General features: G+C 35.5%; 11 protein-coding genes, 1 tRNA gene and 1 pseudogene. 2 read left to right on the top strand and 11 right to left on the bottom strand.

The window, feature by feature from the left end; all coding sequences use genetic code 11:
- Nucleotides 1-412 precede the first annotated feature (412 nt).
- The 6 genes from RRY75_RS12950 to RRY75_RS12925 form a co-directional block, all read right to left on the bottom strand.
- Nucleotides 413-1,093: a reverse transcriptase domain-containing protein gene (locus tag RRY75_RS12950; RefSeq protein ID WP_332527478.1), complete on the bottom strand. Its 681-nt coding sequence runs from the start codon at nucleotides 1,091-1,093 to the stop codon at nucleotides 413-415.
- Nucleotides 1,056-1,232, bottom strand: coding sequence for a hypothetical protein (locus RRY75_RS12945; protein WP_332494245.1), 177 nt, complete (start codon nucleotides 1,230-1,232; stop codon nucleotides 1,056-1,058). The genes RRY75_RS12950 and RRY75_RS12945 overlap by 38 nt, the downstream gene beginning before the upstream one ends.
- A 464-nt stretch (nucleotides 1,233-1,696) precedes the next feature.
- Nucleotides 1,697-1,767, bottom strand: a tRNA-Cys gene (locus RRY75_RS12940).
- A 101-nt stretch (nucleotides 1,768-1,868) separates the two neighbouring features.
- A complete protein-coding gene (queG, locus tag RRY75_RS12935) occupies nucleotides 1,869-2,849 on the bottom strand; it encodes a tRNA epoxyqueuosine(34) reductase QueG (protein ID WP_332527479.1) in 981 nt (326 codons plus the stop codon).
- 68 nt (nucleotides 2,850-2,917) lie between these two features.
- Nucleotides 2,918-3,223: a hypothetical protein gene (locus RRY75_RS12930; RefSeq protein WP_332527480.1), complete on the bottom strand. Its 306-nt coding sequence runs from the start codon at nucleotides 3,221-3,223 to the stop codon at nucleotides 2,918-2,920.
- Nucleotides 3,224-3,526: 303 nt separating this feature from the next.
- Nucleotides 3,527-4,165 (bottom strand): nitroreductase family protein, encoded by a 639-nt coding sequence (locus RRY75_RS12925; RefSeq protein ID WP_332494251.1) that lies wholly within the window; start codon nucleotides 4,163-4,165, stop codon nucleotides 3,527-3,529.
- Nucleotides 4,166-4,408: 243 nt separating this feature from the next.
- Here RRY75_RS12925 and RRY75_RS12920 point away from each other — a divergent pair, with 243 nt between their 5' ends.
- The gene (locus RRY75_RS12920) at nucleotides 4,409-4,780 is read left to right on the top strand and encodes a DUF5658 family protein (RefSeq protein WP_332494253.1); all 372 of its coding nucleotides are present in this window, start codon (nucleotides 4,409-4,411) and stop codon (nucleotides 4,778-4,780) included.
- 76 nt (nucleotides 4,781-4,856) lie between these two features.
- On the opposite strand, the gene RRY75_RS12915 is transcribed toward RRY75_RS12920, so the two are convergent.
- From RRY75_RS12915 to argS, 3 genes and pseudogenes are all read right to left on the bottom strand, one after another.
- A complete protein-coding gene (locus tag RRY75_RS12915; RefSeq protein ID WP_332527481.1) occupies nucleotides 4,857-6,338 on the bottom strand; it encodes a C69 family dipeptidase in 1,482 nt (493 codons plus the stop codon).
- A 377-nt stretch (nucleotides 6,339-6,715) separates the two neighbouring features.
- Nucleotides 6,716-7,882 (bottom strand): amidohydrolase, encoded by a 1,167-nt coding sequence (locus RRY75_RS12910; RefSeq protein ID WP_332494256.1) that lies wholly within the window; start codon nucleotides 7,880-7,882, stop codon nucleotides 6,716-6,718.
- Nucleotides 7,883-8,099: 217 nt separating this feature from the next.
- Nucleotides 8,100-8,830: pseudogene (gene argS, locus RRY75_RS12905) on the bottom strand (arginine--tRNA ligase domain-containing protein); the annotation flags it as partial.
- Between the two features lie 161 nt (nucleotides 8,831-8,991).
- Here argS and RRY75_RS12900 point away from each other — a divergent pair.
- Nucleotides 8,992-9,804: a helix-turn-helix transcriptional regulator gene (locus RRY75_RS12900; protein WP_332527482.1), complete on the top strand. Its 813-nt coding sequence runs from the start codon at nucleotides 8,992-8,994 to the stop codon at nucleotides 9,802-9,804.
- Between the two features lie 307 nt (nucleotides 9,805-10,111).
- Here RRY75_RS12900 and RRY75_RS12895 read toward each other — a convergent pair whose 3' ends face one another.
- Both RRY75_RS12895 and aac(6') read right to left on the bottom strand, forming a co-directional pair.
- Nucleotides 10,112-10,453 (bottom strand): DUF6054 family protein, encoded by a 342-nt coding sequence (locus RRY75_RS12895; protein WP_332494342.1) that lies wholly within the window; start codon nucleotides 10,451-10,453, stop codon nucleotides 10,112-10,114.
- 32 nt (nucleotides 10,454-10,485) lie between these two features.
- Nucleotides 10,486-10,808: aminoglycoside 6'-N-acetyltransferase (aac(6'), locus tag RRY75_RS12890; RefSeq protein ID WP_332717110.1), on the bottom strand; the 323-nt coding region annotated here is incomplete at its 5' end.

The raw sequence follows: 10,808 nt of genomic DNA, 5'->3' as shown, positions 1-10,808 counted from the left end.
CCCTCGACCTCCGCCGTGACAGGGCGGCGTGCTAACCAACTGTACCACTGGGCCTCAGTGACGTGTTTTATTATGCACGATTTACTGACATAAGTCAATAGTTTTTTTGTTTTTTTTAAATGCAACTAATAATCCGGTGGTTAAATCCCCATTTCTTCTAGCGGAAAACTTAGTTTTTCACTAATAAGAAGTTTACTTATTCTATAATTTCCCTGAACAGGGTAAAGAGTCTCTCTTTTCCTCCCACTGATAGGATTAGAATTGTGATGAGTATAATTGAGTAGGAGCTAAATAATTATTTTATTTAGAGTCCTCTCACACCACCGTACGTACCGTTCGGTATACGGTGGTTCATTAAAGAATTAATGTATTAATTGATATCTCTTGGTGATGCTCTTGTATCCTAGTTCTTCTAGATACTTATTCCAGTATTTCTATTTGTAGCTTTTCTTATCTTTTCCTTGAACTTCCGGTATGATTGCTCATGTATTCTTATTTCAACTCCACCTTTGGCAAAGTAAAATGAGAACCCTAAGAATTTTCTTCTTGTTACTAAATCTACTGCACTTTTATTTATGTTTACCTTTAGTTTTAACTTACCTTCTATGAGTTTCTTCATGCTCCCTAGCACTCTTTTTCCTGCCTTTTTAGTTTTCACATAGACATTACAATCATCTGCAAACCTACAGAATTTATGTCCTCTTTTCTCCAGTTCTTTATCCAATTCATCTAGCATGATGTTTGATAAGAGCGGACTAAGTGGACCTCCTTGTGGCATACCTTCCTCATTAGGTGTCGTTAAACCATTTATCATGATACCGCTTTCTAGATATTTTCTTATAAGTTTGAGGACTCTTTTATCCCTTATCTTATTCGCTAACTTATTCATAAGTACGTCATGTTGTACCGTGTTAAAGAATTTTTCTAAGTCCATATCTACTACCCATTTATAGCCTTTGTTTATGTGTTCTCTCGCCTGTTTCATTGCCCTATGTTGACTTCTACCAGGTCTAAATCCATAGCTACTTTCTGAAAAGGTAGGCTCATAAATTTTGCTAAGCTCCTGTGCAATTACTTGTTTCAATTTCTTCATCGTTTTCTCTTTCTCTCTTTGAGAACGCCAAATCTTTACTAAGCATCCCTTGATTATCTCCAGTTTCCACCTGTACTTCCTCAAGGCGACCTAAATATTTAGTTATCTGCTTTCCTTGTAATTTATTTGAATTATTCAAAGCTGAAAACCTCCTTAATGTTCAGTCCTTCCTCTAGCACTCATGATTGCTAAAGTACTATGACGTCTGCTGACTTCTGATATCTTAGCTATACATCACTGCATAGGTTATTACTTAGGAAGTGCATCCTTTTAGTAGTGGGCTATCAGACCTCCCCAGGTAAGAACGCAATCTTTCACTCCATCTATCTGCCACATTTACACTGTACACTTTCGGATAGTTTGGGGCTTTGGTTTGTTAAGCAACCTTACTCAGTGTACATATGCCTCAAATGTGATTTCTGTACGTCAGACCAGAGTTTTGCCGCCAACTTTCTTCAGATTCTACCTCACGACGGACACCCTTGTCTTAGGCTATGCACGTGGCACTATCAACCCGTGCTCGGGACTTTCACCCGTTAGATTGCACCTATGCTGGGCGCACTTAAAAAAGCACCTAGACTTAAAGTCTAAGTGCTTCTCAAAAGGCGGCAACCAGATTTGAACTGGTGATGAAGGTGTTGCAGACCTCTGCCTTACCACTTGGCTATGCCGCCATCAAACATCTCTCAATTAACTTGGAAGACGTTTTTCATTATAACATACTATCTTAAAATTGCAATACTCTAATTTAAATGTTTTATTAGAATCTATTTTTTTATTTTTTTGAAAGTTGACCTATATAGTCATTGATATAAGGTGAATCCCCTTTAAACTTTTGAATATCAGAACCTTCTCTTGCTAGGCGGATAATAGCATTACGCCGGATAACATTTTTCCCTCTCCAACCACAAGATGTGGAATTAATTTTCTCTTTAAAATAGGCATTATCCATTTCAGCATAGACTCTAGCTTCTTCTTGCATATATGCTAAAGTCTGAAAGGGTTCTAAAGGACTGTCCAAGGCTTCTTCGTTATAAGGACAACCTAATTGGCAAAAGTCGCATCCAAACACATTACCTTTTAAAAGTTTAATCTCTTTTTCATTAATAGCTTTTTTTTGTGTAATGTAAGAGAGACAAATGTTAGGATTAATGCTTGCCTTATTGATGGAACGAGTTGGGCATGCCCCTAAACACCTTTCGCAGCTTCCACATTCCGCATACTCTGATATTTCCTCAAAGCGACGTTGGTCTTTACATGAAATCTCTAAGTCTGTAATGATTTCTCCTAAAAAAACATAGGAACCATACTTTTTAGTAATAATCATATTATTCCGTCCAATAAAACCTATACCCGCTAGATAGGCAATATAGCGTTCTGGCAAGGCATTGCTATCTACAAGACCTATTGCCTGCCCACCTAAGCTCTGTATATACGTACAAATCTCATTCAAATAGTGTTTCACCACACGGTGATAATCCTGACGCTGCGTATAGATAGAAAATCCATTTGAGGATGTCTCCTGACCTTTTAGGTCATAATAGGGAAAGGCAATAGCTATAATCGTCTTCCCCTCTATCATATAAGATAAGGGATTGATGCGCTTCTCATGATCAGATTCTTCAAATTCATTTTGTAGTCCTAATACTTGTCTTATATGATAAAAAGTTTTTAACTCATCTAATCGCCTACAGGGAATGAAGCCAATTGTATCTAACCCTTTTGACTTGCAAAAGACTTCTATTTTTTGTCTCATGCCGGTTTGCCCCCTCTCCTATTTAGAACATTGTTTAATTTTTAAATGTCAAGTTTTATATCTATAGGCTATTCATAGTAGCCATGTTCACAGAGTACTTCGTAGCAGGTATTTACTTCATCATCTGTAAAAAGTTCTGCATACGGTCTTTTGATCATACTTGCTTCCATAGTTAATTCGATACGTCCTGCTTGTTGAAGTTTCTCAAATCCATCGGAGAGTCTACCTTTACGCAAGATTTCTTGCGCTGTCTTTACGCCACCAAACTTTTCTATAGTTTGTAAAAAACGTGTAGATGTGTAACCGCATTCTTTCTGTGCAAGTTCACAGTTTTTAATGAGTTCTTGTTCAAATTGTTTTTCTAATATTGACATATTGTACCTCTTAGTTATAAAGTTTTATTCCTATTATACCTTAATATATCCTTTTAAACCACTTCTATCAACTTTTACAGACATATCTGTTCACCTAATAACTTATCATAACTTAAACGCTCTAAATTAATATGTGATTTGATATTTTCTATCACAATAGTTTACGAATATAGGTGATAAGACAGATAAAGCGACTCGTATACTTAAAGCACTCCATTGAGCGTATGCCTCGAACTTGAGGTTGATACTGTAGTTGATACTTATACATAAGCGCATTCAACTTATCTGTTTGTACCCCTAAAGTTAATCTATAAAAGTAAGTACATCTTCTAACGGTTTTCTTGGTGGTTGGGCTGGTGTAAGGTCAGCTGCTTCTCCTAATGCTACCATAGACATTAATTCATAACCCGGCTGCTCAAAATCAATCAAAGTTTCAATTTCACATTTGGCATGGGTTGGTCCTGTCATATAGCAACTGCCATAACCTAGTGCTGTTGCAGCTAGTAACATATTTTCTATAGCTGCCCCAATACCCTGTGCCCCTGATTGCGGAGATTGTAATACCTCAAGGACTTCTCTTGGGACATCGTTTGATTCTAGAATTTTGTATTCGAGCATCTGATAGGGGCAAGCATAGACTAAAATGACAACGGGTGCATCTTTAAAACAAGTATAGTAATTGATTACACTCATATGTTTTTTGAAATCTTTTTCATCTTTTGCAAGTTGCCCAATGCGTTCATGACTTTTTCTTACAATCTCACCCATTGATTCAATTATTGCTTTATTTTGCAATACAACAAAATGCCAATTTTGTTGATGTTTTGGTGAAGGTGCATAAGTTCCAGCTTTCACAATTTCAACAATTATTTCATTAGGTACTGCAGTTTGCTTAAATTGTCTAACGCTCTTGCGGTTATAAATAAAATCTAACGGATTCATGTAGTTCTCCTTTATATATCTTTTAATCAAAGCTAAGTTTATTATAGTATGAATGGAGTATTTTTGATACGTTTCGTTTACACTGTTTATTTTTCTAAAATCCTACTGCCTTTTGCATCTGTATCAATACATTAAAAGTATCTTATTACTTAAATTTTTCTTGAACTTTGTTCTCAGTTTTGCATACTTGTCCCACACACAGCATATTCTAGATTACATCTATTTCTTTTTGGGAGGGTTATTATGCTTGCTTTTATAAAAAGTTCTACACTATACACCGTCAAAATAAAGTTACTTATTTTATACATTCTCAATGTCCTAGACTTTCTTTTTACCTTCTTCTTGTTGAATACAGGTTTATTTCAAGAAATCAATCCCTTTATGATTAATGTCATGTCCCATACAGGAAGTGCATTGCTTTTAAAAATTATGCTTCCTGCTTTTCTTCTCCTTTATTTGAGCATACGATTCAAATCAGCTACGCCTCACCAGCTTAAAGTGTCTAATTACTTTATTAATGCCATGAATGTCATCTATCTTATGATTCTTGCTTCTCATATTCTTTGGTGCATACTGGCTCTTGGCCTATGTCTTTATATGAATGTGATACTATAAATGTAGTGTTCCTGCACTAAATTATTTAAAAAAAGCACCGCAGATACCCTATACAGGGTCTGCGGTGTTTTTTACTTCATTTGATAGTTGGTACAAAAGGTGCCTTAATTGTTCTGCCCCCACCATGTTTTGCAACAAACGTATAGAGTTGGCTATGAATAGCTTGGGCTTTAGTGATGGCATCTTCAGCAACTTGAATGCCTTGTTCAGTCATATAAGTTGTGGCAGCCTTTTGATCTGTTTTTGCAAGAGCTATCACTTTTTCGTCAATGGCTTTTTGTGCTTTTACAAGATTTAATTCATATTGTTTCCAGTAATCTCTGACACCTTTTCCATAGTTCACACGATCAAGTTCTGCAAGTGTTGATAACCCTCTAAAAGTCCAATATGCAGCATCCTGATTATAGTTTACACCTGGCACTTTGTAAGCTTCATGTGTCTCTGTAATGCCACCAAATGTTGGTAAGAAAACAGAGTGTTCAGCATTTCCCATAGCCATCCACATAAGTCCCCCTACTTCTTTTGGATATTCTTTTTTCATTTGAATGATATGACATTCAGCTTGAGCTTCCGTACCAATTGCACGCTTTCCTTTATTTTCAGGAAGGTTGACATCATTTTCTGTGCCTTCATAACGATATCTTTGAAGATCCATCACTTCATCTACAGCAATTTTATCATCAGCTTTCATAAATAAATCAAAGGCTGGTGTATCTAATGCCACATTTTGTGAAGGTGAGAAGAAATGCTGTCCACCCCATGCACGTAGGCGATTGCCTTCTGACATTTCTGTACCATATGTAAGCGCTAAGTGGAATTTACCTTCATGATTTTTAAGAAGACCTTTTTCTTTTGGCATATTAATAACATCTTTTGATGCCATAACATTCTTGGTATCCTCTAAATCAATGTAGCCTAGCATAAATGCATTTGGAATCACTGCATACATATCATCTGGTACTTTGACTGCTGCCCATTGATGACCACTTAAAATTTCCATGTACCAGGCTTCATTTTTATCTGCAAAGAGAATAATATTGCCTTCTGCAGAACCGTGCTTTTCTACAATTTCACCTAATACTTGCACCCCTTCACGTGCTGTTTTAATACGTGGTAATACGACGGATGGAATGGCTGCTTCACGAATACCTGTTTCAACGAGAGGATCAAGCACTTTAATTTCATCATTGATAGCCGCTGATACTGTTGCCGTCATGGCTACCCCTTGCTCATTCATACCAGCTGCTGCATAAATACCATCCTCATGTTCTGCCACATCGGGAATCATTGTATATTTATACGCATGCTGTGGTTGTTCAATCTTAAACCCGTTAAGGTCTTCAAATAGTTTACCTTGTTTATAAGTTGTTGCAGGTACAACCACAAAGTTTTTGTTATAAGCTGCGCCAATATCTTCTGTTCTACCAATAATAATACTGCCATCTTCTGTTGCATCTTTCCCTACGACTACTCCTGTACAAGCAAATACATTAATACTTACAGCCATACTTAAAAAAAGTGTCATTAACCCTTTTAATAAATTATTTTTCTTACTCATCTTATTCTCCCTCTCCATAAATGAATTATTATTATCTAAAATGATTCTTTATTCATCGTAGCATAAACTTAAGTAGACTACAATACATTTTTGAATATTTATTTATAAAAAATAATATTTACTCATAAATTTCTCATATTTCTTCAAATTCTTTAGCATTGCTTTAAAGATAGAAATCGTAGTAAAATAAGAATCCTTTTTACACATAAAAATGCCTACAACTTTATCTTTGAAGTTGTAGGCATACAATTCCTATTAAAATCTCGCTAAAACAAAGAGGTCATACAAGTTGATAACAAAGAATAACGTAAAATATGTAAACAACCGTAAGTTTTTTTCTACAATAGTGAAAGTACTCGTGCTGTACAGATGCGACATTAATTGTTCGCTCTATTTTTATAAACGATTGTTCCATCAATAATCGTATACAGTGTATCCGTAAAAATCTCCATAGGATTTCCTGTAAAAATAGCAATATCTGCATCTTTTCCAACTTCTAGACTTCCCACTCGGTCTGCTACATCACAGATTATTGCAGCATTGATCGTAATAGCTTTAAGTCCTTCTTCAATACCCAATCCTGCTTTAGCTGCAAGGCCTGCACATTTGCTCAAGTATTGTACGGGAATAACAGGATGGTCTGTAGTGAGTGCAACAAGTGTACCTGCTTGGTGAAGAATCCCTGGCGTTTCAAAAGTTTTATTTTGCACTTCTATTTTACTTCTTCGAGTTAAAGTTGGGCCAATAATAACTGGATACTTTGATGATGCAATATAGTCTGCAATGAAATGCCCTTCACTACAATGGTCTAATGTCATAAGCACATCAAATTCTTTTCCAATACGAATGGCAGTCAAGATATCATCGCTACGATGGGCGTGTGCTTTGAGTGGTATTTCTTTATTCAATACAGGTAACCAAGCTTCTTGTTTGAAATCTACAGCAAAGTCTTCACTTTTAGTAAATGCCTTTTCCTTCTTAGCTTTATACTGTGTTGCATGGGTTAGCGCCTCGCGTAAAAGAGATGCTGTTGCCATACGAGTAGAAGGCATTTTACCTTTACTATTGTAAACGCGTTTTGGATTTTCACCAAAAGCAATTTTCATGGCTGCCGGTTCCTTAACAATCATCTCATCTATGCTTTGACCACTTGTTTTCATAAATACAAATTGTCCACCTACTACATTGGCACTTCCTGGACCAGTCATTACAGAGGTTATCCCTCCTTCTACTGCATCTTTAAAGGCTGTATCCATAGGATTGACCGCATCTATAGCTCTAAGTTGAGGGGTTATAGGATCCGTCGCTTCATTGGTATCATTTCCCTCAAATCCCTTATCCTCTTCCATAATACCAATATGACAATGGGATTCTATAATACCTGGCATCACCCAAGCCCCTTTGACATCTACAACTTCCATTTCTTCTGTCGCTACAATGTTTTCCTCTATTGCTTGAATTTTACCTACTGCTACAAGTACATCACCTTTTTCATAAGTAATACCTGCCATTGTCAATACTTTACCATTTTTAATAAGTAACATGATTTGCCTCCTTGAGTGTCTATTGGTTAGATGAAAATGTATTACTTCTTTCTATTTTACACCCTTTTATATTTTACTCAAAGATTTTATAGTGCTAAAAAACTATTTTAATTGTAGTATCCATCTGATTGACTTCATCTATATAACCATTAATTCTATTTCGGAAATGATTTTATTAGAATAATAAAATCTGTTAAACGCATTAGATAATTCATAAATCGCCTTCAAAAGATGTAAATCTATCTACATCAAATACATAGTCTTTTGAAATCTGATTAGATAAATCCCCATATTTTAAAGCTGCTAATCCAACTTTTTGAGAAATACTTCTTGCTTCAGTTTCATTAATATCTTTGTTCGAAATGACTTTATCATAAACCTTATCGCTGACTTCTTCAATTAACTTCTCTAGACACATGATGTCGCCATCTCTTGTTTTAAAAGATTTTCCGTCTTTTCCATTCATCGGTCCAAATCCTAAAAAAGTTAACTTTGTTTCATGAGTCGTTAATGCTACCTTTTTAGCACATCTAAAGACTTGTTCAAAATGTATCTCTTGTCTTTTGTCTACAATGCAAATGATTTCACTTGGTTTATATAATTTCATTTTTTCTACAATAGTAGCAAATCTGTTGTGCTATATAATGTTGCACCATCTGATTTAACAATCATGCAGGACGGGATCTCTTTTTTATCACTTGCTTCTTTGACCTCCACAACCAGCGCACCCTCGCTCATATAAGCTAATCCCTTTTCCTTCAATACTTGAATCATTTCTGGAATATAAGGTTGTACATCACTTTCTTTTTTCCAAAGGTCAAAATAGACATTTAAGTTTGCATAGTTTTTCTTAAGGTCTGTAATCGATACATGTAAAACATGTTTCTATAAAGCAACATAACCGCTGTCACCATTTTGAAATAAATAGGTCGCCTGTTTAGCCTCTTCCGCAAATGAAGAAAATAACGTGCTTAATTTCCTTCTAGATAAACTGTACTTCTACTTGTGGTTGAAAAATTCTCAACAACTGCGTTATTCTTATATAAAAAATAAATGCTATAATTTAATGAGAATCAGCGCTGATTACTTTATGTTTAGGAGTCATACTTATGAATATTTCGCTAGGTGAAAAGATTAAAGCTTTACGTAAACAAAAGAATATTTCGCAAGAAACACTTGCTAATTATCTCGGTCTTTCATTTCAAGCAGTGTCTAAATGGGAGAATGCACTAGCTATGCCAGATGTGACCTTAATACCTGCAATAGCTTCATTTTTTGGTGTATCAATAGATGATCTTTTTGATTTTAATCTCTATGAAATTGAGAAAAATATTAATGACATTGTTACAAGATCAGGAGAATATTACTATTGTAATCCTGAAATGTGTGAATCCATATTACGCGAAGGATTGAAAAAATATCCCGGAAACGACGTCCTACTTAACTGCATTATCGGCGTTATACCTATACCTGAAAGAAGCTTAGAAGTCATAGGTATGTGTAAATCACTTATTGAATGTACAAAATATGATGATATCAAATATGACGCATACCGTATTATGGCTGAAGCATACAAGTCCATGGATGAGTACAGTCTTGCCAAAATAACCATAAACAAGATTCCTGAAATCTATTTTACGAAGTTACAAGTTGCTGCATTGTTACTTGATGGAGAGGATATGTATGAATCGGCCCATAGACAAAAAAATCTCTCTGCCGATACACTTATCGAAATGCTAGTAAGGCTTTCAGATTACTATACCCAAAAAGGAGAAAAAGAAAAGTCAAAAGTACAGTTACTTATTGCAAAAAAAATCATTGCTGCTTTTAAAGATGATTTTGCCGCTGAATTTTTCAAGGATACTTTTTATCAACACAATAGCGATTTGCTAAATGATATAGAAACAAAACTTAATATTTAAATGAATAAGAGGGGGTTAAATTTAACCCTCTCTTATTCATTTAAACGTGTCCATATACTTTTCTCTTGGAATCTCTATAAACTATGCAATCTCAATCCCCTACTTTAAAAAGGGTTGCCCATTATTCGAGTATAATCACATCCTTTTATAAAAAGCTATCGTTTTGTCGTACGTTTCATAGCATCCTTCTTTATCAGTACACAACAAAAATTAGAAAGCTATGTTCCCGTAACCCTCTTTTTATGATAAGCATTTTTATACTAGTCTACTACATGATGCATGAAGATGAGTCCCTTATTATCTAAGATTAACTTACCCTATATGGCTCTACGATATCCCTTACACAGTCTAAAAAGGCCGACTCCCCAAAGGTATTGATTTTAAACAAAACAGCTTGACTCCCTCCCGCCGTAATCGCAGATAAGAAGAGCTGATCCTCCGTACCGATTAAGGTGATATTCAAGCTAACGCGATTGCCTCCTATCATGCTGTATCTTTCATAAACACGTACTGCACAATGCATCCCTTTATAGATATAGTCGCTACTTCCTTCCTGACTTGCTGATGCACTTCCATTTAATATGCCTGCTTCAATTGCACTCAAAACCTCATGAAACCCACCTTGTAATTTGCATTCTAATTGTGCCATTTTAAACCTCCATCAATAATTTTCTTTCTATTTCACAACTTCTTATTAAAGCAAATAATTCTATTAGCTTCATCAAACCCCGTACTTAAATGAAACTTTAAGCTGTCCTCGTTATCTAGTTCACAGTCACTTGCAAATTCACTACAACCTTTTAACTTAGCCCATTCCTCGCACGCACTTAACAATCGGTGTGCAAGTCCACGTTTTCTATAATCTGCTTTGATGTAAATCCCCTCTAAATATCCTACTGGACTCGTTTGGGTGCCTTCCACATAATCTTGTCTAAGCTGACACTGGGCAAATCCAACAGTTTGTTCTTCGTCAAAGCAAAGAAAAATGCTTGCATACTTTGAGG

The sequence above is a fragment of the Niameybacter sp. genome (genome assembly GCF_036655075.1).
Taxonomy (GTDB): domain Bacteria; phylum Bacillota; class Clostridia; order Lachnospirales; family Cellulosilyticaceae; genus Holtiella.
Note: the sequence above shows the minus strand (reverse complement) of the source record. Positions and strands in the feature narration are given on the sequence as shown.